Source organism: Undibacterium sp. SXout7W (genome assembly GCF_049339385.1).
In the GTDB taxonomy this organism is placed as follows: Bacteria; Pseudomonadota; Gammaproteobacteria; order Burkholderiales; family Burkholderiaceae_D; genus Undibacterium.
This window is the reverse complement of sequence record NZ_JBMPPF010000025.1, coordinates 1-21,348: the sequence shown is the minus strand read 5'-3', so window position 1 is coordinate 21,348 and position 21,348 is coordinate 1. Positions and strand designations below refer to the sequence as shown.

General features: G+C 47.8%; 15 protein-coding genes. 10 read left to right on the top strand and 5 right to left on the bottom strand.

Annotated features, from left to right (window positions below):
• Window positions 1-226: 226 nt before the first annotated feature.
• From ACO0LB_RS19000 to ACO0LB_RS18990, 3 genes are all read left to right on the top strand, one after another.
• Window positions 227-1,030, top strand: a complete 804-nt coding sequence (locus ACO0LB_RS19000) for a competence/damage-inducible protein A (protein WP_423051976.1) — start codon at window positions 227-229, stop codon at window positions 1,028-1,030.
• Window positions 1,002-2,381 carry a TAXI family TRAP transporter solute-binding subunit gene (locus ACO0LB_RS18995; protein WP_423051974.1) on the top strand — a complete coding sequence of 460 codons (1,380 nt, stop codon included), beginning with the start codon at window positions 1,002-1,004 and terminating at the stop codon, window positions 2,379-2,381. Before ACO0LB_RS19000 ends, ACO0LB_RS18995 begins: the two co-directional genes overlap by 29 nt.
• A gap of 290 nt (window positions 2,382-2,671) precedes the next feature.
• Complete coding sequence (locus tag ACO0LB_RS18990; RefSeq protein WP_423051972.1) at window positions 2,672-4,420, top strand: M14 family zinc carboxypeptidase; 1,749 nt, start codon at window positions 2,672-2,674, stop codon at window positions 4,418-4,420.
• 26 nt (window positions 4,421-4,446) lie between these two features.
• Here ACO0LB_RS18990 and ACO0LB_RS18985 read toward each other — a convergent pair whose 3' ends face one another.
• The 4 genes from ACO0LB_RS18985 to hutC all read right to left on the bottom strand — a co-directional run bounded on the left by ACO0LB_RS18985 (window position 4,447) and on the right by hutC (window position 6,410).
• The gene (locus ACO0LB_RS18985; protein ID WP_423052033.1) at window positions 4,447-4,665 is read right to left on the bottom strand and encodes a DUF3820 family protein; all 219 of its coding nucleotides are present in this window, start codon (window positions 4,663-4,665) and stop codon (window positions 4,447-4,449) included.
• Window positions 4,665-5,330: a DUF2242 domain-containing protein gene (locus tag ACO0LB_RS18980; protein ID WP_423051970.1), complete on the bottom strand. Its 666-nt coding sequence runs from the start codon at window positions 5,328-5,330 to the stop codon at window positions 4,665-4,667. The genes ACO0LB_RS18985 and ACO0LB_RS18980 overlap by 1 nt, the downstream gene beginning before the upstream one ends.
• Before the next feature lie 50 nt (window positions 5,331-5,380).
• Complete coding sequence (locus ACO0LB_RS18975) at window positions 5,381-5,578, bottom strand: hypothetical protein (protein WP_423051969.1); 198 nt, start codon at window positions 5,576-5,578, stop codon at window positions 5,381-5,383.
• A gap of 121 nt (window positions 5,579-5,699) precedes the next feature.
• Window positions 5,700-6,410, bottom strand: a complete 711-nt coding sequence (gene hutC / locus ACO0LB_RS18970) for a histidine utilization repressor (RefSeq protein ID WP_423051967.1) — start codon at window positions 6,408-6,410, stop codon at window positions 5,700-5,702.
• 369 nt (window positions 6,411-6,779) lie between these two features.
• On the opposite strand from hutC, the gene hutU reads away from it, so the two are divergent.
• The 7 genes from hutU (at window position 6,780) to ACO0LB_RS18935 (ending at window position 18,557) form a co-directional block, all read left to right on the top strand.
• Entirely contained in the window at window positions 6,780-8,483 is a 1,704-nt protein-coding gene (gene hutU, locus ACO0LB_RS18965) for a urocanate hydratase (protein WP_423051965.1), read from the top strand.
• A gap of 345 nt (window positions 8,484-8,828) precedes the next feature.
• The gene (gene hutH / locus ACO0LB_RS18960) at window positions 8,829-10,370 is read left to right on the top strand and encodes a histidine ammonia-lyase (RefSeq protein ID WP_423051963.1); all 1,542 of its coding nucleotides are present in this window, start codon (window positions 8,829-8,831) and stop codon (window positions 10,368-10,370) included.
• A gap of 13 nt (window positions 10,371-10,383) precedes the next feature.
• The gene (locus ACO0LB_RS18955) at window positions 10,384-10,992 is read left to right on the top strand and encodes a HutD family protein (RefSeq protein WP_423051962.1); all 609 of its coding nucleotides are present in this window, start codon (window positions 10,384-10,386) and stop codon (window positions 10,990-10,992) included.
• Entirely contained in the window at window positions 10,989-12,200 is a 1,212-nt protein-coding gene (gene hutI / locus ACO0LB_RS18950; RefSeq protein ID WP_423051960.1) for an imidazolonepropionase, read from the top strand. The genes ACO0LB_RS18955 and hutI overlap by 4 nt, the downstream gene beginning before the upstream one ends.
• A 290-nt stretch (window positions 12,201-12,490) precedes the next feature.
• The gene (locus ACO0LB_RS18945) at window positions 12,491-16,270 is read left to right on the top strand and encodes a DUF748 domain-containing protein (protein WP_423051958.1); all 3,780 of its coding nucleotides are present in this window, start codon (window positions 12,491-12,493) and stop codon (window positions 16,268-16,270) included.
• Between the two features lie 248 nt (window positions 16,271-16,518).
• Window positions 16,519-16,914, top strand: coding sequence for a response regulator (locus ACO0LB_RS18940; protein WP_423051956.1), 396 nt, complete (start codon window positions 16,519-16,521; stop codon window positions 16,912-16,914).
• The gene (locus ACO0LB_RS18935; protein WP_423051954.1) at window positions 16,914-18,557 is read left to right on the top strand and encodes a diguanylate cyclase; all 1,644 of its coding nucleotides are present in this window, start codon (window positions 16,914-16,916) and stop codon (window positions 18,555-18,557) included. Before ACO0LB_RS18940 ends, ACO0LB_RS18935 begins: the two co-directional genes overlap by 1 nt.
• A gap of 302 nt (window positions 18,558-18,859) precedes the next feature.
• Here ACO0LB_RS18935 and ACO0LB_RS18930 read toward each other — a convergent pair whose 3' ends face one another.
• Window positions 18,860-20,911, bottom strand: a complete 2,052-nt coding sequence (locus tag ACO0LB_RS18930) for a TonB-dependent receptor (RefSeq protein ID WP_423051952.1) — start codon at window positions 20,909-20,911, stop codon at window positions 18,860-18,862.
• Window positions 20,912-21,348 lie beyond the last annotated feature (437 nt).

Here is a 21,348-nt window from a genome sequence, read left to right as displayed (position 1 = left end):
AAAAGTATAGAGCTGACGCCAAAATTGTCTTGGCAATGAGCCATCACGCCGCTTAGGCGGTTTTGTGTCAGTCGCGATTTGCATGCATTATCTGTAAGTATTATCTGTAAACATTAACAGTTGTTGAACTGGTTTCAATCAAGCCAGTCATGTTTATTGTCCGTAACGTGTACCAATTGCCTTACCGATTGCGTACCCATTGTGTAACATTTATCAGGAGTCTCATGTGGCTATCGGTCTGATCATTATCGGTGACGAAATTCTGTCTGGCAAACGCGTTGACAAGCACATGCCTAAAGTGCTCGAACTCCTGCACGCACGCGGTTTGCAACTGGATTGGGTTGAATATATCGGTGACGACCGCACCCGCATTATTTCGACATTACAGCGTAGTTTCGGGAGTAACGACATCGTATTTTCAACGGGTGGCATTGGTGCCACGCCGGATGACCATACCCGCCAGTGCGCCGCATCTGCACTGAACCTGCCGCTGGTGCTGCATCCGGAGGCAAAGCGTTTGATCCAGAGCAGAATCAGTGATATGGCCAAAGAGGCTGGCAAAGAAATCGACCTCGATAGTGCAGAGAATTTGCAGCGTCTGAAGATGGGCGAATTCCCGCAAGGCGCTGAATTGATACCCAATCCTTATAATAAAATCCCGGGGTTTTCGATTCGTCAGCATTACTTCGTACCGGGTTTTCCGGTGATGGCATGGCCAATGATAGAGTGGGTGCTGGATACGCATTTCCAGCATTTATTCCATCAGCAAGCGCGTGCCGAGCAAGCTGTTTTTGTCTATGAATCAATGGAATCGACACTGACACCGTTGATGGAAGCACTGGAAGCAGAATTTCCCTTAATTAAAGTATTCAGTCTGCCAAGCGTAGGTTCAGCGACACAACGCCGTCATATCGAACTGGGTGTAAAAGGCGATCCTGAGCAGGTTGCTGCAGCTTATCAGGTCATGTGCGCAGGTCTGGATCAGTTTGACGCAGAATATATTGCTACCAGTAAGGTTGCTGAAGCCTGATCTGACGCCGATGAAAAAAATCAAGTTCACGCTGTTTTCTTTGCGCGATTTGCTAGTGGCATTTGGTCCAGTCACGCTCATGATGATCATCGTTTGCGGCATCGGCTATTGGCTGGTAGATCCTGCGCCATCGCGTGTCATTGATATTTCTACCGGCCCAGAAAATAGTGGTTATGAGCGTTTTGCGAGACGCTACGCAGCAGAGCTGGCTAAAAATCAGATCAGCTTGCGTTTTCAGGCATCGGAGGGCTCGCAGGAAAATCTGCGACGTATCAGTGATCCCGATTCTGAGATTGAAGTTGGTTTTGTCCGCAGTGGTTCCATTGAAACAGCAGACGCGCAGGAAAAAGGTCTGATCTCGCTGGGCAGCCTGTTTTATGAGCCTATATGGATTTTTTACCGCGATAAAAAAGAGATCACTACGATCAGTCAGCTCAAAGGAAAAACGATCAATATCGGTTCCGAAGGAATGGGAGTCAATCGTCTGTTTTCGCAGATTTTATCTGTCAACAACATGACCACCGAAGATGTCAACCTGCGATATCTGAAGGATACTCCGGCTACAGCGGCATTATTGGATGGAAAAATAGATGCTCTGGTCTTTAGCAGTGCCAGTGATTCACCTCTGGTGCAAATGTTGCTGCTGACGCCGGGTATCCGCTTGTTTGATTTTGTGCAGGCGGAAGCCTATACACGGCGCTTTCCATTTTTGTCGCATGTCGTGCTGCCCAGAGGCATTGTCGACATCGGTAACGATATTCCAGCGCATGATTATCATCTGATTTCTCCAACGGCAACGATGGTTGCGCACGAAAGTCTGCACCCAGCACTAACTGGTTTGCTGTTGCAGGCTGCGCAAAAGATACATAGCCGCGCTGACTGGTTTAGCAAGCAAGGGGAGTTTCCCTCTGATAAATATGTAGAAATTCCGGTTTCTCATGAAGCTGAAAAATTTTATAAGTCCGGCCCTCCTGTATTACAGCGTTATCTGAGCTTCTGGATTGCCAACTTTTTTGAGCGTATGTGGGTCGTGCTGGTTGCGTTCGGTGCCTTGTTGCTGCCGCTGTCCAAAATTATTCCGCCGCTGTATGTCTGGCGTATCCGTTCCCGGATTTACCGTTGGTATGGCCAATTGAGGCTGGTGGAGCAGTCCATAGAAAATCTGACGTCCGAAGATCGACAACAGGTGTTACAAAAACAATTGCATCATCTGGATGATATCGAAGCCCGTGTGAATCGCCTGACAATACCGCTTTCCTATGCTGAGGAATTGTATGGTTTACGTAGCCATATTGGCTTTGTCAGGAACCGTATACAGGCGCTACTGAGTACGTCAGCTACGCAGGTATGATGGATTAGCATTTACTATCTGGATGGTGATACTTAATTTGAAGTGCCGATGAGCCAGTTTGCAGGTACTGGCCAGATGATTATCTGTTTCCGGATTGTTTTCTGTTTGTGATGTCTTCACTTATCATCGATATGGATTTTGGCATGGGTTTCAGCGGGAACTATTCCTGACTAGTTCAATCCAATTGAGCTGAATCGGATCGCATAGTGGTCGCATAGAGGCCGCATAGAGGCGTCTGTATTCAGCGCCTGTTAAAATTTTCCCCTTATTTATTCCTGGATGCTGATTCCATGCTTTCAATCCCTCCGCATTTATTGACGCCTTATGAATCTGGTAACCAGACTCAGACAACAACCTGGGATGCCTGTATTGCGTTTTATGAGCAACTTGCCACACAGTTTCCGCAGGTACTGAGTTTCAAGATCATTGGCTATTCTGATGCAGGGCGACCTATTCATGCCGGCCTGGTCAGCGCTGACGGCGTTTTTGATCGTGAGCAATTGCAAAAGGCGCATCGGCCAGTTTTTTTTAATAATAACGGCATACATCCCGGAGAGCCTGAAGGTATTGATGCCTGCATGGCGCTGGTCAGAGATTTTTGTCTGCAACAGTCGCTACGAGAAGCGTTGGGTAAAACGGTATTTTTATTTATACCGGTCTATAACGTTGATGGATGCCTGAATCGCCAGAATACGTCGCGTGTGAATCAGGATGGACCTGAACAATTTGGTTTTCGTGGCAATAGCCTGCATCTGGATTTAAACCGCGATTTCATTAAATGTGACAGCTTGAATGCACAGGTATTCAATCGTTTTTTTTGCGAGTGGAATCCCGATGTGATGGTCGATACGCATACATCGAATGGTGCGGACTATCAATACACGATGACACTGATACAGACGCAGACAGATAAATTGGGCGGCGAACTCGGGAATTTTTTGCGTGACAACATGTTGCCAGCCATCTACCGTGAAATGGATGCACGTGGCTGGCCGACCTGTCCCTATGTCAATCCAGTCAACGAAATTCCCGATCATGGCATTGAAGATTTTCTGGAAACGCCACGATTTTCTACCGGCTATGCAGCGCTGCATCAGACCATAGGATTTATGCCGGAAACGCATATGCTGAAACCTTTTGCCGATCGGTATGCATCCATGCGTGCATTGATTGAAACGGTGTTGAGTTTTACGGTGGCGCATGCTGGCCAGATTCAGTTGCTGCGTGCTGAAGCACGTCAGGCTTTCACCCGACAGTCGGAGATTGCGGTCAACTGGCGAGCCGATCATCATCAGCCTTCAAGCTTTATGTTTAAAGGTTATCAGGCGCAATACAGTCCTAGCCGCCTGGGAAATTACACCCGTTTGTCATATGACCGTCAGCAACCTTGGGAAAAACCAATTCCTTATTTCAATCACTTTGTGCCGCATGTGCAAGTGGTCAAACCACTTGCTTATCTGATCCCGCAATCCTGGTGGGCAGTGCTTGAGCGCTTGCAATGGAATGGCGTGATATTACGCGAGGTAACACGTACGACGACATTGCAAGTGCAGATGTATCGCATACGCAGTATAGGGTCACGCCCTGATGCTTATGAAGGGCATCTGTTTCACGATCAGGTCAGTCTTGATTGTCAGATAGAAGAGGTCACAGCGCAGGTGGGTGATATGGTATTGATGCTGGATCAGGTTCAGGCGCGTTATGCGGTGGAAACGCTGGAGCCGGAAGCACACGACAGTTTTTTCCGCTGGGGATTTTTTAATAGTGTGCTGGAAAAAAAAGAGGCGTACTCCGATTACGTATTTGAGGATACCGCAGCAGAAATTTTGCAGAGTGAAGAGCTGACACGTCTCGCTTTTGAGCGCTGGAAGCTAGAACATCCGGCGTTATTAAACAATCAGGAAGCGGTGCTGGACTTTATTTTTACTCATTGCCAGCGTTTTCGTGAACCTGAATGGCGTCGTTATCCGGTTGCACGACTGATGAATGCGAATGATATTGCGACGATGTTGATTGCTTCGGCCGATGAGAGTCAATAAACAGATAAGCCACTGAACGCGATTGATTACTTCACAGCGTCTCTGAGCGGCTGTAATAAGCTGCGCAGGTCGTTGTGATCGATTTCGTACATCAGTGCGAGCAAACGACCGATCTCACCCTTAGGAAACCCTTCACGCGCAAACCAGCCAAGATAATCACCTGGAAGATCAGCGATGGCTTTGTCCTTATATTTTCCGTAAGGCATTTTGCGTGTCAGCAGTCGCTGCAGATCATCCGTTTGCATCATGGTGATTCTTCATCCGTTTTTTTAGACGCGTCGTTTTGTGTTGAGGCAGGTGCCTGAATTGGTGCTGTGCCTGAGGGCGAGGTGAGTGGTGTCGGTGGTATCAGTAGCTTCTTTTCAGTTTCTGGCTCGGTGATTGCAGGGACATTATCCAGATAACGCTCCAGCAAATCAAAAAACTGCTCATAGAAATGTCCGGTCGGTATCGTTTCGCTGGCAACTTTGACCAGCGCATCATCTGTTGATCCAAAAGGCAATGAAACAGATCCCAGAGCGCTGACACCGATACTGGCAGAGGTATTGCTTTTTTTCAGTGAATACCGGTCACGTACCGCATTGGCAAAAACAGTAGTGCTGTTGCTGCCTTTACTGTCAGCGACACAGACGACGTTGAATTCTATTTCGGCATGAATATCATTTTCTGGTTGATATTTACGCCGTCCCTTGATGACAGACGGCTTCCAGTCACTGATGACATAACCCTGGCTCAACAAGGCACGACGAGCTGCCTCACATGCGGTTTGCTCGGCAGAGGCGAAGTTGCGGGTAAAGACGCCGGTGGCGCCAAATTCTTCATGGTCCTGTACTGTACGCTTAGTGGTCGAACAGGCGCTCAACAAGAGTGCTGCAAGTGCACATGAGATGAAATAAATGGGGCGTTTCATGGCGATTCTGGCGTGAAAAATAATACGTATGGGCTGCCTTGCATTGATATTTATGCCAACGCTTCTTTGGCAGCTTCTTCTGGTGTCAGTCCATCAAAAAAAAGATCGGTAAACCATTCAATCTGTTCTTCGATGTGATCTTGTGCCTGATCGCGGGTAGCGCCTCCGGCGATCAGGTATGTTTCTACTTCTGTACACCAGGCGATCAGTGCTTCGGTTTCCGGATCGAGTTCATTTTTCTTTGCCATGAGGTGCTTTCTTGTTGATTGGTGTGAAGTTGTTACTGACCATGTTGCAGTAGAGTTGGTTCCCTTGCAATTTCCCGCACATGCGGGCTGTACAGGAATTATCAAGCCAGGATGATCAAGTTTAAAAGCTGCCTGCAAATTGATAGCGTTTGCCCGGATGCCACATTGTCACGATGGTGGCAATTTTTCCTTGTGAGCGGGTTTTTCGGTGCAATACCAGACAAGCTTCTTTGCTTGAAATATGCAACATCTCAGCGACTGTTTTCGTTGGAAGTACGGCTTCTATGCTGTAATCAACACCCTGCAGGGGCGCAACGGCAACCAGGTATTCATTCGGTGTCATACGGCTGAAATCTTGTTCCAGATAATCTGGTGTCACTGCCGAATTAATCCACCTGTCTTCTACTTGAATTGCTACGTCATTTTCAAAATGAACGATCACTGAGTGGAATAATCTATGTCCAGGCATGACCTGAAATTGTTGTGCCAACAGTTCGCTGGCCACATTGTCACTGAGTTCATGTAATTCGCTACGATGGATATGGCCGCGAGAACGGATTTCTTCGGCAATGCTTTTGATCTCCACCAATGTTGCCTGATACTTTTGTTGTGCGACATAAGTGCCCGATCCCTGAATCCGGTTCAGAATTTGCTCACTCGTCAGCTCACGGACTGCCCTGTTAACGGTCATACGCGACACGCTGAACTGTTCTGCCAGCATCGCTTCCGAAGGGATGGCATCACCTTCTTTCCACGTTCCGGTCTGGATTTCTTTGAGCAGATAATCCTTGATTATCTGAAAGGCGGGAGCGGCTTGAGTAGGTTTTGACACGGGTATCCTGCAAATAATTTTTGTCTATTGTCTCATTATTGACGTACTCGTGTTCCATCGCTGTGTAGCAAATTGCAACGCAGATGATGACGTAATACTCACCAGGACGAAGTATGACAACTTGGTTAGGACAGTTTTACCCTGATTTTCAGTCAAATTCTTAGTTGTCTTAGTTGTATTGCTAGCCAAATAAAATTCTCAAAAAAGAGAAAAAATCCGCTTGCATAAGTTGTATATACAACTTAAACTCCTTCCATCGTAAATCACAACGTTGATAGCAACTTAGATAGCAACTGAACGAGCAGCTTTGATCGTGATGAGAATCATCGCGATCAAAGCACCGACCTTCCACCTAACAGGAGACAACTCATGACAACGCAATTGCATAATGACCCACGCTGGGATGCCAGCCGTGTTATCCACGCACCGCATGGTGCCGAGAAGGTTTGTAAAACCTGGGTGGCTGAGGCAGCTTATCGCATGATACAAAATAATCTGGACCCGGCCGTTGCTGAAAATCCTAAGCATCTGGTGGTGTACGGCGGCATCGGTCGCGCGGCGCGTAACTGGGAATGCTATGATCAGATTCTGGCTTCGCTCAAGGCGCTGGAAGCTGATGAAACCCTGTTGATACAGTCAGGCAAACCGGTCGGTGTATTCCAGACCCATGAAGATGCACCACGCGTGCTGATCGCGAATTCCAATCTGGTACCGAAATGGGCCAACTGGGAACACTTCAATGAACTCGATCGCAAAGGTCTGTTCATGTATGGTCAGATGACCGCAGGCAGCTGGATTTACATAGGCACGCAAGGCATCGTGCAGGGCACTTATGAAACTTTCGCTGAAGCCGGACGCCAGCATTACAACGGCGACTGGGGTGGGCGCTGGATACTGACCGCTGGTCTCGGTGGAATGGGCGGTGCGCAGCCACTGGCAGCCAGCTTTGCCGGTGCGGTGTCGCTGAATATCGAATGCCAGCAAAGCAGTATCGACTTCCGTCTGCGTACCCGTTATGTCGATAAACAAGCGAAAGACCTGGACGATGCGCTGGCGCTGATACAGCAGCATTGCGAACGTAAAGAAGCGGTTTCCATCGCCTTGCTCGGCAATGCGGCTGAAATTTTGCCTGAGCTGGTCAAGCGCGCCAAAGCGGGCGGCATGAAACCGGATCTGGTAACTGACCAGACTTCGGCCCATGATCTGATCAATGGCTATCTGCCTATAGGCTGGAGCGTGGAACAGTGGAAGTCTGCCCAGCACGATTCGACACAACATGCAAAGCTGACGGCGGATGCGGCTCAGGCTTGTGCGGTGCATGTACAGGCAATGCTGGATTTCCATGCGATGGGCATACCTACTGTCGACTATGGCAATAATATCCGCCAGGTCGCATTCGATACCGGCGTAAAAAATGCCTTCGATTTCCCCGGCTTTGTACCGGCTTACATCCGTCCGCTGTTCTGCGATGGCAAAGGCCCATTCCGCTGGGTGGCTTTGTCGGGTGATCCGGAAGACATCCGTAAAACCGACGCCAAAATCAAGGAATTATTCCCGCACAATAAAGGCGTGCATAAATGGCTGGACATGGCGGGTGAACGTATCGCCTTCCAGGGCTTACCTGCACGTATTTGCTGGCTGGGTCTGGGCGAACGTCATATCGCCGGCCTCGCATTCAATGAAATGGTCAAAAACGGTGAGCTCAAAGCACCGATCGTCATTGGTCGCGATCACCTTGATACCGGCTCAGTGTCCAGTCCTAACCGCGAAACAGAAGCGATGCTCGATGGCACCGATGCAGTCTCTGACTGGCCTTTGCTGAATGCCTTGCTGAATACCGCCGGTGGCGCCAGCTGGGTTTCTTTGCATCATGGCGGTGGCGTTGGTATGGGTTATTCCCAGCATTCCGGTATGGTGATTGTGGCCGACGGGACAGATGCCGCAGCGAAACGTCTGGCGCGCGTACTGGTCAACGATTGCGGTTCCGGTGTGATGCGTCATGCCGACGCTGGCTACGAACAGGCGGTGGCCTGCGCCAAGCGCGAAGGTCTGAATTTGCCAATGATCCGGTAAGTAGATCAAAGCAAATCAAAAGTATACAAATAAGCGTGCAAATGAATACGATCGAATATCGTCGGACATGAGCCGATATCCATCAGGACTGATGCAAAGTTGCACCAGCAAGCTTCTTGCCGTACAAGCACGTACTGCTCTCGTTGCCTATGCTCTGGCGGAACAATTTTGCATCAATCCTGTATGGACTCGAAAATAGATCGAAAGCATTTTGTATTCTCAGAAATACGCTGCCAGGGCAGCATATTTTCTCGCATTATGGTTGTCGATATTGAATACTGCAGCAACGTGACTGTTGCTGGTACGTAGTATCTGGCACATTGATTTCATATGAAGGAAACCAACATGAGTAAGTCACTCGTCATTCACCCAGGTCAGTTCACTCTCTCTGACCTACGGGCAATCTGGTCTCAGGCACAGCCGTTGTCATTAGATAGTGCAGCATATCCGGCGATTCATGCCGCTTCAGCCACTATTGATCGCATCGTGGCAAAGGGGGATGCTGCTTATGGCATTAATACTGGTTTTGGAAAACTGGCAAAAACCCGCATTCCGGATGAACAGCTGGAGTTGTTACAGCGCAATCTGATTTTGTCGCATTCCGTCGGTTCCGGCGAGTTGATTGCGGACGAAGTTTGTCGTTTGATTTTAGCAATGAAGATAGGAAGTCTGTCACGTGGATATTCTGGTATCCGTGCTTCAGTGATTGATACGATGATCGCGATGTATAACGCGGGCATCATGCCAGCGATTCCGGTCAAGGGATCAGTCGGCGCATCGGGTGATCTGGCGCCGTTGTCGCACATGACGCTGGCCTTACTGGGCGAAGGAAATGTCCGTATGAATGGGCAGTTGTTGCCAGCAAAAGATGCCCTGGCGGCGGCTGGTATTGAGCCTGTTGTTCTGGCTGCAAAAGAAGGTCTGGCATTGATCAACGGTACGCAGGTATCCGCGGGTCTGGCATTGCACGGCTTATTTTTGGCAGAGCGTTTGTTGGAAGCTGCGACGATTACTGGTGCCATGTCGGTTGATGCGGCAAAAGGTAGCGATGCACCGTTCGACCCTCGCATTCATCTGACGCGCGGTCAGCCTGGTCAGATTGCGACAGCACAAATTTATCGCAGCCTGCTGGAGGGAAGCGAAATCCGTCGATCACATCTGGTTAATGATGAACGTGTGCAAGACCCGTATTGTCTGCGTTGCCAGCCTCAGGTCATGGGCGCATGTCTGGATATCATTAACAATGCAGCGCGTACCTTGCTGATCGAAGCAAATGCAGTGACGGATAATCCACTGGTGTTTGTCGAGACGGGCGAAGTGATTTCTGGTGGTAACTTCCATGCAGAGCCGGTCGCGTTTGCCGCAGATGCGCTGGCACTGGCGATTGCCGAAATTGGCTCTATCTCTGAACGGCGTATTGCCTTGTTGATCGACGCATCGATTTCTGGTTTACCACCTTTCCTGGTGCCGTCGTCTGGGCTGAATTCCGGCTTCATGATCGCGCATGTCACTGCTGCCGCACTGGCATCGGAGAATAAGTCCCATGCTCATCCATCCAGTGTGGATTCGATTCCGACTTCCGCCAATCAGGAAGATCATGTCAGCATGGCGACCTATGGCGCCCGACGTTTGCATGAAATGGCACACAATACCGCAACCATTATTGGCATTGAACTGCTGGCAGCTGCACAAGGTGTTGATTTCCATGCACCATTAAAAACATCTTCCATGCTGACGCAGGTACATCAGGCGTTGCGTGGGCAGGTGACGTTTTATGATAAAGACCGTTTCTTTGCACCGGATATAGAAGCCGCGAAAAAGCTGGTGGCAGACGGCGTATTAAGCGCACAATGCCAACACCTGTATCAGCATTTGTATATCAACTGACATGAGGCAGCCTATGCGTCAATGGAGCCATCAGGATTATCACAGTATGCCCTGGAAGAATGGCGGTGGCAGCACGACAGAGCTGGCGATTTTCCCGCAAGGATCAAGCCTGGATCATTTCATCTGGCGGCTGAGTACGGCGCAGGTGAATGCCGATGGGCTATTTTCGCATTTTCCTCAGATTGACCGCACTTTGGCAATACTGTCTGGCGACGGTCTGGTCTTGCACAGCGACAGTGAGCAGACGCATGCACAATCTGTTCATCTGACGCAGGCTGCCGCGCCACACAGTTTTGCCGGAGAGCTGCCAATCATCGCAGAGTTACCCGGTGGCCCGGTGCTGGATCTGAACATGATGAGCCGACGTGGGGTATGCACGCATTTCATGCAAAGACTGGAAAGCGGCTCCCACTTTATCGAAGCGAAAGACGCACAACAATTGCTGCTGTTCTGTGCATCTGGCTCGGCAACGCTGGCGTCGGGTCAACACATGGGTGCAGAGGATTTATATTTATTCGATGAAGAACACCCGCATGCCGGGATTGTTCTGGAGCTACAGGCCAGCGAAGATGCGGTGCTATATCTGATACGGATTCATTTTTTGACGAGAGGCGAGCCATGATGCAATGGGATAGTCTCTGGCTTAATCTGCATCTGGCCTGTATGGATGATGGCTATGGTGAAGTACGCAATGCAGCAATCGCGGTCAAAGAGGGCAAAATTGCCTGGCTGGGACAACAACGGGATTTGCCGTCTTATACTGCGCTGAAAACACATGATGCGCAGGGCGCCTGGATGACACCGGGTTTGATTGATTGTCATACGCATCTCATATTTGCCGGAAACCGTAGCAATGAATTCGAGGCCAGACTCAATGGCGTCGCCTACGAAGAGATTGCCCGCCAGGGCGGTGGCATTGTTTCTACGGTCAGGGCAACTCGTGCGGCGGATGAAGCTGGGCTGATGTTGCAGAGTCTGCCACGCTTGCGTCGTCTGATGGCGGAAGGTGTGACCACAGTTGAAATTAAATCTGGTTATGGTCTCGATGTACAGACAGAGGCCAGAATATTACGCGTCGCCCGGCAGATGCAGCGGGATGCTCCGGTGCGTATTAAAACGACCTTTCTTGGAGCGCATGCGCTTCCGCCGGAATATGCCGGCAGGTCTGATGACTATATTGATCTGGTCTGTAATTCGATGTTACCCACGTTTGCCGATGAGGGGCTGATCGATGCGGTTGATGTCTTCTGCGAAAAAATTGGCTTTACTCCAGCGCAGACAGAACGTGTGTTTCAGGCAGCAACAGCGCTTGGGCTTCCTGTAAAGTTACATGCCGAACAGCTTTCAGATCAGGGAGGTGCCGCATTAACGGCGCGTTATCGGGGTTTATCGGCAGATCATCTGGAGTACTTGTCGGAAGAGGGTATTGCTGCAATGGCAAATGCTGGTACGGTAGCAGTGCTACTACCAGGAGCATTTTATTTTTTGCGCGAGACCAAATATCCGCCGCTGGCTGGGTTGCGCGCTGCAGGGGTACCGATCGCGCTTGCGACGGATTGCAATCCGGGTACATCGCCAATGACCTCCTTGTTACTGACCATGAATATGGCGTGTACCTTGTTCCGCATGACGCCTTTAGAAGCTTTGCAGGGGGTTACCTGTCATGCAGCCAGAGCGCTGGGGATTGCTGCGGAAACCGGCACGCTGGCGGTAGGCAAATCCGCTGATTTCGCTCTTTGGGCAATAGAAAGACCGGCGGATCTTGCTTATCATATCGGCGATAATCGAATTCAGGCGCGTGTTTTTGCAGGAGAGGTCACTTTCCAGTGAACTAGCACTATATTAAGACCGCAGCTTTGCAAACTGATCAAGGACAGCGTCCAACTCAAAGAGCGCCACTGAAGGCCCGTATTTTTAAAGCCCTATACCGCGCCAGATCATGGCAAGCGTATTCTCATATCCGCTTCAGAAGATGTGCGCTTCGATAGAACATTGCAACAGAAATCCGCCCCGCTCATGCGGGGTTTGTCTTTTGATACTGAGTGCCGGGACGTATAATGTTGAAGATACAAATGCTGCATTGACAGTATTTTCCGCAAAAAATTTATCCGGGACGTATCGTGACGATCGTGACAACACTGCCACACCGCATTTCTTCTCTCATTTCTCCGCTATACCAACGCTGGCATCTGGGGCGCTGGTTAGCTGGATTAATGGCTCTTCTTTTGTTCTGTGCAGTTACCAGTTGGACTTTCTTGCCGTCATTGGTAAAACGCGTGGCTGCAGAGCAGACAATGCAACAGATAGGTCGCAAACTGGAGATTGCGGAGGCGCATTTTTCACCTTTTACACTGACGCTGACGCTTGATGGCGTCAGTTTATATGAGGCAGATCAACGCACTCCGGCATTCAAAGTCAAACAACTGGTATTGAATTTGTCGCTTGCATCCTTATTTCGTCAGGCGTTAATAGTGGATGAGGTCAGAGTTGATACGCCATATGCACACATCATTCGAACTAGTGGCGATGGATACGGTCATTATAATTTTAATGACATTCTCGATAAAATCGCCGCCATGCCCAAGAGCGATACGCCATTCCGGTTTTCGCTGGCAAACCTGCAGATTAACAATGGCCTGATTGAGTTCGATGATGAAGTCGTTGATCGACATGTCAACATTGATGCGCTTAAACTGGGCGTGCCATTTTTATCTAATTTCCCGAATCAGGTGAATAGCTTTGTGGAACCGTTACTTTCGGCCAGGATTAATGGTTCTACCCTGACGCTGAAAGGTCGTGCAAAACCTTTCACCAGTACGCTTGATACTTCATTGGCAATTGATCTGGAGCAACTCGATCTTGCCAGCTATGTACCTTACGTTCCTGTGCCTTTACCAGTGCAGATACAAAGCGCTAAATTGTCAACCAAGCTGGATCTGATTTTCAGTCGTAAAAATACTACCCCTGAACTGATATTGGCAGGAGATTTGCGCTTGCAGGATATTGGTTTGCAAGATACCAAAAAGACCCCATTACTCAAGCTGGCAAGTCTTGATCTCTCGCTAAAGAAGTTGAATGTGATGAGTTTGATGGCGGAAATGAACCATCTGACATTGTCCGCACCAGAAGTTTGGCTGAACATTAATTCTCAAGGGAAATTGAACTGGGCGAGTCTGATGGCGCCAGATACAAACGCTGGTGCCGCTGGTGTCAAGGGTTCGGTGAGTACAGCCAAAAACACATCGTCAAAGACTGTTCCAGAAAAGAAAAATACGGGCGTCAGCCTATTGCCTTTGGTGCAGTTACATCAGTTCACATTGGAAAAAGGGCAAATTCATCTGAGTGATGCTGCACATGCAGTGCCGTTACAAACGATCAACTTGAGCAATATCCATCTGACAGCCAGTGGATTGACGACAAAAACGGATGCCAGGGCAGCTGCTGTCAAGTTGGCAATGACAGGCGAGCATGAGGAGCAAATAGAATTCACTGGTGAAGTTAAGCCACTATCTGTCGCCGTGGATGGGCAGTTCAGCATCAGTCACCTCCCATTGGCACCATATCAGCCATTGATCAATAAGTATCTGGCTGCCAATATGGCAGGCCAGCTGGATGTGAGTACACAAGTGCATCTGGCGCAGTCGCAGCTTGCACTCGATGAGGCGAAGTTGACGTTAGGTCAGTTTCAGGTGAAAGGGAAGGCGGGGGATGATGCCGGAATCGGTTTTAAATCACTTGTTGTCGATCAGCTTCGTCTTGATCTTTCCGAACGTAACATTCGGATCGGTAATGTTCAGCTCGATGGTCTGAATGGTGATATTCGCCGGGATTCTCAAGCAGTTCTGAGCATTAAAAAATGGTTACCGGCAGAAACTGCGGTGACCTCCGGAACCAGGCAGAATACGGCACCTCCAGCTGTTGCTGCGTCTGATGCAGCATGGAAACTGGCATTCGCCAATATTGATGTCAAAAATAGTGCAGTGACATTTAGTGACCAGTCTGTGGAACCTGCGTTCCGCATCCAGGCAGATGGAATTGCTTTACATCTCGAACAGCTACAAAGCGATTTATCGCAAGCCATGAAATTTTCCTTGCAATCCAATCTGGGGCGAAAATCCAGTGTCAAAATGAATGGTAATAGCAGTGCTCAGTTGAAGAAAATCGATATGAACCTGGATGCCGAGGGCTTACCTCTGGCGGCGTTGTATCCTTATTTTTCACAATATGTGAATGTGGCACTGACCCGCGGTCGTGCGAACGCCAAAGCAAAAATCAATTTGCTGAATATCACGGAAGATAATCGCCAGATTAGTTATAACGGCATGTTGAGTTTGACGGATTTTCATGTGCTGGAAAACGGCGCCAGTGAGGATTTTCTCGAGTGGAAGAGCATTGCGCTCGATGGTATTAATGCGAATATCGGAAGTAAACAACCACTTATTACAATCAAAAAATTATCGCTGAATGATTTTTATGCCAGAGCGATTTTGTCTGAAAAAGGCAAGTTGAATCTGCAAAACATTCTGGTCAGTCGTACACAGAACAAGGATGTGCAGGCTAATACCAATGCTGGCGGAGCGAGTGGCGATATCACCAAGGAGACAGCCAAGGTCGTTGTAGATAGTGCAAGCGTGGCGACCACGACGGTCGCTAAACTCCAGCAATCGGTTGACAACAGTAAAGCAATGATTCGCCCTGAAGCTACAGCACCCATCATTCGGGTGATGCAGACGACTTTACGCGGTGGAAACATCAATTTTACCGATAATTTTATTAAACCCAATTACAGCGCCAATCTGACTGGGTTGAGCGGTAATATCGGGGCTGTTGCTTCGGATAATCCTCAGCCTGCTACAGTAGAGTTGACTGGTAAGGTCGATGATGATGCACCGTTGGTGATTTCTGGTGCGGTGAATCCCTTGCTATCTCCTATTTTTCTTGATATCAAGGGGAGTGCCAACGGTCTTGAGTTGACTCGCTTGACACCATACGCGGCAAAATATGCAGGTTACATCATCGAAAAAGGCAAGCTCTCAATGCAGGTTGCCTATCGCGTGGAAAATCAGCAATTGAAGGCTGAAAATGAAGTAAGACTTGATCAGTTGACATTTGGCGAGCGCGTCGATAGCCCTGCTGCGACTAAATTGCCAGTGATGCTGGCGGTAGCTTTGCTGCGTGACAATGATGGGCAGATCGCGATTAACTTGCCAATTTCCGGTTCCTTGTCTGATCCTCAGTTTTCTGTCGGAAATATTATTTTCCGTGTGTTGATCAACGTCATTACTAAGGCTGTTACGGCACCGTTTTCTTTGCTGGGGTCTATGTTTGGCGGTGGTGAAGAACTTGCCTATGCCGAATTTTTGCCGGGACAGTCCGTATTGACACCAGCTGCCAAAGATAAACTAGATCATTTGGCAATAGCATTGAAAAAACGTTCAGGGCTGAAGCTTGATATTATTGGGCGGGTCGATGCTGCTAATGATACTGAAGGCAGCAAGCAAATGATTCTTGAACAGAGACTACGTGATTTGAAGTGGAAAGATGCGCGCCAGAAAGACCGTAGCACGAAAAAAGAAGAAGTACAGCTAAGCGCGGACGATAGAAAGAAATATATTGAAGAGTTATATCAATCCGAAAAAATGGATAAGCCACGCAATTTGATTGGGATAGCCAAAACTCTCCCGACCGCAGAAGCAGAGCAGATGTTGCTGGCCCATACAATGATTACGCCAGATGCGTTGCGTGGATTGGCGCAAAAGCGTGCAGACGTTGTCAGAGATTATCTCGAAGATGTCAGTGGTATTGAGCGTGACCGTCTTTTTTTGATTGCCCCTAAACTGACTGCCGACGGTATTAAAGATAAAGGTGCAACGACACGTGTTGATTTTTCACTGAAATAAAAAAATGCATCAAAATAAACTTGTTGGCAGTTTTTTTTGATAGACCATTGAATGAACACTATGAGGCTCAAAGCAGGTACTTGGAATTTCCTGTTTCTGAGAGGAATCTTTTGTGAATCATAAAATCTGTAACAAGAACATGGTTTTGTTGGTAAATATCAAGATTCCTGACTGATTTCTGATTGTTTTGAGTCTTATCTTGATTTATGCTGACCTTTATATATACGGCATCACTTAAAGGAGTGACAATGACTTCAGCAACGCTTGTTAACATTCTATATGTCGAGGATGATCGGGATATACAGACTGTTGCTCAGATTGCATTAGAAGTGGTTGGCGGCCTTTCATTAAAAACCTGTAGTTCCGGAACCGCAGCATTGGAAGCCATCAAAGACGGGTTTTTACCAGACCTGTTATTGCTGGACGTGATGATGCCCGTCATGGATGGACCAACAACGCTCGCTGAATTGCGTAAATTACCGGTAACGCAGTCCACACCGGTTATTTTTATGACTGCCAAAGTACAATCGACGGAAATGGAGTACTACCAGTCGCTGGGCGCTATAGGGGTGATTGCAAAACCGTTTGATCCTATGGATCTCTCAGCTCAGGTGCAAAAAATATGGCAGGAAAAGGTATCGTAATGTCTGATAAATATGACAGCCTGCAAGAAAAATTACGTGCGCTTGAAGATATTTTCTTGCAAAAATTGCCATCAAAAATCGATGAAATCAATGACACGTTAAAAAAAGTCGTTGAATGCCCATCGGATAAAGAATCAATGATCGTATTACATCGCCATTTGCATACGATGGCGGGATCAGCTGGCACTTTCGGGTTTGCTGATCTTGGTATTCAAGCAAGAGTATTCGAGGCAAAACTTAAGCCTTTTCTGGAAGGTGACGCTTGGTCTGTTGAGTCCTTGAATGAATATGCCCGCGATGTACATGCCTATTTTTCGACAGCGTTAATCAATCAGAGTAAGCCGATCAACGGTATCGCCGAATCTGTTCAGGAAAAAGAGAAAATACGTAGTGATCCGAGATTGATTTATCTGGTTGATGAAGATGAAGCGCAAAACGCGGCAATAACGACACAACTCGAGCATTTCGGTTATGAAGTGTTAAGACTCCATCATCTGAAAGAAATCGCTGTAGCAGTTGCTACCCGGCGTCCTGATGTCGTGGTGATTGAACTCAGTTTTCCGGAAGGCAGGGTCGCGGGTGTAGAGGAAATGGCTCGTATCGAGCAGATAGAGCGTTTGCGGATACCGACTATTTTTGTTTCAAAATCGAGTACGTTTGAATCCCGGTTGCTGGCGGTTCGTGCAAAAGGTGATGGCTATTTCACCAAGCCTGTTGATGTGGTGGCGTTGACTGAGCGTATTGATGCCGTTCTTTCGCATGACGAAAGCAAAGGGTATCGTATATTAATCATTGATGATGATGCCGTAACGTCAAAGTATTACGCGACGATTTTGCATAATGCCGGTATGAATGTGCGTTTACTCAGTGACCCCACGCAGGTACTGAGTGTGATGACTGATTTCCGTCCAGAACTGGTATTGATGGACGTTTATATGCCGGTATGCAGTGGCATAGAACTCTCTAAAATCATTCGACAGGACAATTCATACCTTGATATTCCGATTGTATTTTTCTCTAGTGAAGCTGATCTGAGCAAGCAGCTTGATGCTGTTCGTGCCGGTGCTGATGATTTCATCACCAAACCAGTTGCTTCCGAATATCTGATTTCGTCATTGTCAACCAGGGCAGAGCGCTATCGCTCCTTACGTGCTTTGATTATGCGTGACGGTTTGACGGGGTTGTTCAATCATACTGCGATCAAGGAGCATCTGGCATCGGAGGTGCTGCAGGCTCGTCGTAATGGATTGCCACTTGCGTTGGCAATGATCGATTTGGACAATTTTAAGCAGATCAATGATAGTTTTGGGCATCCCGCGGGGGACCAGGTATTGCGTACACTTGCCAGATTGTTGCGGCAGCGTTTGCGTCGTACTGATATTGTAGGGCGCTATGGCGGAGAAGAGTTCGCCGTGATTTTTCCGGATACAACTGCAGAAGTGGCGCGTAAAGTGCTGGATCAGGTCAGAATTGCATTTGCCAAGATTCAGCAACATTCTGAAGACGTTAGTTTTTCAGTGACTTTTTCCGGCGGTGTCGCCGATATGGAATTGACCGCCGATGCTGACGAATTGTTTGATGTCGCTGATGCTGCAATGTATTTATCCAAACAGAGTGGGCGTAATCGCATTACATTGGCCTGAGCCTGCACGATGTGCTTAACGTGCTGATGAGCTGGAACGTAATTGAGCAGAGTAGTGGGTGGGGTGGGGGGGGAGATATCACGCACCTTTTTATTTTTATGAATAAGCAGCCACTTCAACAAAAGCCCGGATCGTTAGATTTGGGCTTTTGTGAATATTTTTTGAAATCAATGTAATCACTGCTCACTGTTTGAGTTTGTTTCAAGGTGAATGAAACGTTTGAAACGTTTTTGTTGCTTGTGTCTGAGATTTGGTGCGACTGAATTTATTCTTGAGTCGAGATGATATGTGGATTCCACGCATTAAAAACTCAGCTTCAATCCCAATCGTATCGTTCTTGGTTCTACTGGGTGTATCAGGCGCCCATCGCTACCACAGGTGGCAGTACCAATTTCTTGACGAGTACAAGCACCTCCCCAGTACTCAATATCATTCGCCTTTTTATCGAATGCATTGAGTAAATCCATTGTTACTTGCCATTGTTTATTAAACCGATAACCTAATTTAAGATTGGTTAGCCAATATGCCTGGGATTTTTCAGTGCCAGTTTCCTCAAGATCGTATGAGCCTAAATAACGCAAGCGCAAACCTCCGAACCAAGGGCCACCATTATCTGCGGTAACGCCAAGAGAAGCAGTGAGTGGTACGGCATTTGGTACGCGTCTGCCTCCATTAATATCAGTTTTAAAGCGCGCTCTGGATATCGCCAAGTCTGCGTCGACAATGATGCCATGTGCCGGGGTAAAATAATTTGACCACTCTAGCCCTGTGCGATCTGATGCCCCTCTCGGCTCAGTAATTCCTTCATCTCCAATAAATACCAGTTCTGAAGCTAATTGCATTTTCCATAAACTGACACTTGTGTTCCAGCCGGGGAATGCTGCGGCACGTAGCCCGACTTCGCTACCTTTCACTTTGACGATCAATGGTACAGGGTCAACTGCAGAGCCATATTGTGGATTGGCACGTGTGGTTGCACCGCGTGCATCGTTGCTATGAAAGCCATTTCCCCAATTCGCATAAAATTCGGTTTGTCCCAAAATATTGAATGGTCCAAATACTCCACCCAACTTGCCACTAAATTGACGTGCTGCGACACTGCCGCCATTATTTGCATTATAAATTCCGTCAAGAGGCGTTACTTGCGCACGAATATCATCATTTCGGCCTCCAAGACTTGTGCGTAACCAAGGCGTCCACTGTGTTTTAACGTCAAAAAATAAGCCGGAAGTTGTTTCAGTTATTTTGTCTTCACGAACGATCTTGGTTCGTTGTCTGTTGATGGTGTTGTACAGTCCCAGTTTGCCAATTCTGTCCTGGCGCAACTGAAGTCCTGCGGTAATTTCTGTATTACTCCAATCTTGAGCCAGATCCCATATGCGATAAACACTGCCGCCTAATACAATACGTGAGTCACTTTGTTCGTGCTGATCGCCTTGTGCTCCTGTCATGTAGCCGGATGGCGCAGAAAACAGGTTTAAACCGTAATCGATCGCATATATATTTGCGCGAGTTGACGTGGCTTCTTGTGATGCAGCCCAATCTGCAGAGAGGCTGTAGCGGTGGGCTTTCCCACCATCGTTTTTACTTAGAGTCCCATATCTGCCGATTTCACCACTATCGATAGCACGCTCAGGTACGTGTTCTGAGGCAAGCCAGTCTGCGCTATAAACCATACCAGTCAGTGCATACCCATTAGATGTGGTTCCTGATGAAATACGAAATAATGCATTTTGTTTTTTTAATTGTTCAGCTTGCTCCCATGGCCCATTATTGCCAGCGATTTCTACGCCAGTCAAAAATTGAATGCCATTGACCTCGGTGCTTCCCGCAGCCAGTATGCGGCGATAACTATGCTCACCCAAAGACAGATCAATAAAGGGAGTATCAAGTTTCTTGACGTAGTCAATGCGGGCGCTGCCGCTGGTAGCAAAATCGCCACCACCAATATCAAAAACATTTTTCTTATATTTAACGGTACTGATCAGCTCAGGGATCACGAAGTTGAGATCCATATATCCTTGGCCATGAGCGTGTGACACCATATTGATGGGCATGCCCATCACGTGAGTCGAGAAATCACTGCCGTGGTCGAGATTAAATCCACGTAAAAAGTATTGATTCGCTTTGCCATCACCGGAGTGCTGGGTAACAACCATGCCAGGAATCACCTCCATTACTTCAGCGGGGCGTAGCAATGGCCGATTGGCCAATTGTTTCGCCGTAATTGTCCCTTCACTTGCCGCATCAGCAAGGCCTATTAAATTTTTACCCTCTGCACTAACGATGACCTCTTGCAACGTTGGGATGCCAGCGCTATAAGCAGGAAAGGCAAATGCAATTGATAGCGTCAATGTATATCGGTGGAAATGTCTACTAATCATATTCTTAATGCGTTAGTCAATCGATATGCCCTCACTTCAAACAATCACCGCATTTGAAAAATACATCGGAGGCCGAATGTCTTGTTTAGAAAGGAAATGCGATTGTATTGAGCGGAGCGTGAGTGCGCAAAGAATGAATCCAGATACTCTTATGCGATAAAAAGAGTGAAGTAGGGTGATATTAAGATCGTTTCCCGTTAAAAATGATTGGATTATTTCTATATTTGAGGTGGTCGGAGGCAGATTGTTTAGGTAAGGTTGAGCGGGCAGTTGACATGTATGGTTAGATCCTGCATAATCTCGCTTCTCTGCTGCTGACGAACACAACGCTTCGAAGCAAAAGCAGAAAAGAATACGGTTCTTTAACAATTAACAGTCAATAAATGTGGGCACTTGATAAAAGCGCA